The following is a 1,495-nucleotide window of genomic DNA, read 5'->3' on the forward strand; positions in this document are numbered from 1 at the left end:
AATTCTCCCCTGTGGATCTGGGAATTAAATGAGAATTTCCCCGTCAAACCGGTGGCGAGTTTAGTGGAGAAATATGTGCCGGCCGATCACCCTGTTTATATTGCTTTTGCCTACGAGCGCCCCTCGTTAAATTTTTATAGTGGTCGTCGGGTTTTTCCCCTTGCTGCTGAAGAATTAATCAATCACTGGCAAAGTCACAAGCAACCTTACCTAATTATCGATCGTCAAACCAAAGAAGCTACTGATTTAGAAGGATTAAAGGCGATCGGATCTACGGATTCCGGTTGGTTTTTGGTGACGAAGCAGTAGTGAGGTTAATTTTGTGCGTACTTTCGATAGCAAATTAGCTTCCGCTTTATCTTGCCGATTGCTGACTTGAAATATTACAAAAATTTTACAAGTTGCGTTAAAATCACCCCTAGCGATGAAACGCAGCACTTTTGTAATTGTTTAAACCGAGATTAATATGCTAAATAGGTCAATTACGGCCGAGAAAACCGAGGAATTCGCTCCTGCTGACCTGCAAGACCTGCTAGACTGCACCGATAGCTTTGTTAACCGTCATATTGGGCCGACGGAGACGGAAATCGAGAAAATGCTGGCGGTTTTGGGTGTTGCTACCGTGGAGGAATTAATCGCTCAAACGGTCCCGTCAGGAATTCGTTTACAAAAAAGCCTTAATCTACCACCTGCCTTGAGTGAATACGCCGCTCTTGCCCAATTAAAAGCTATTGCCTCCAAAAATCAGGTATTTCGCTCCTTTATTGGCATGGGCTACCATGACTGTATCACCCCGCCGGTAATTCTCCGCAACATCTTAGAAAATCCGGGTTGGTACACCGCCTATACTCCCTATCAAGCGGAAATCGCCCAAGGACGCTTAGAAGCTCTCTTAAACTTCCAAACTCTCATCACTAGCTTAACCGGTCTGGAAATTGCTAACGCTTCCCTCCTCGATGAAGGAACAGCAGCTGCGGAAGCGATGAGTATGAGTTATGGACTGTGTAAAACTAAAGCCAATGCTTTCTTTATCTCTAGTAGTTGCCATCCCCAAACGATCGAAGTTGTTAAAACCAGAGCGATTCCTTTAGGTATTGACATTATTATCGATGATCATCGTCTCTTTGACTTTCAAACGCCGATTTTTGGCGCATTATTACAATATCCAGCCACCGATGGCGTAATTTATGATTATCGGGAATTTATCGCCAAAGCGCAGGAAAATGGGGCTTTAGTCACCGTTGCCGCCGATATTCTCAGTTTAGCCCTGTTGACTCCCCCCGGCGAATTGGGGGCTGATATTGCCGTGGGTAGCAGTCAACGCTTTGGGGTTCCCTTGGGTTATGGGGGTCCCCATGCCGCTTATTTTGCCACCAAAGATGCCTATAAACGTAGCATTCCGGGGCGCATTGTCGGGGTATCGAAGGATAGTCAGGGTAAACCCGCACTGCGTTTAGCTTTGCAAACCCGCGAACAACATATCCGCCGGGATAAA

The 1,495-nt window shown here is 46.0% G+C and carries 1 protein-coding gene and 1 pseudogene; both read left to right on the forward strand.

Going from position 1 to position 1,495, the window contains the following annotated elements:
• Positions 1 to 309, forward strand: a pseudogene (locus PX481_RS11635) (phospholipid carrier-dependent glycosyltransferase); the annotation flags it as partial.
• A gap of 157 nt (positions 310 to 466) precedes the next feature.
• Positions 467 to 1,495: glycine dehydrogenase (locus tag PX481_RS11640; protein WP_502888598.1), on the forward strand; the 1,029-nt coding region annotated here is incomplete at its 3' end.

It is taken from the genome of Microcystis sp. M53603_WE2 (assembly GCF_030065435.1).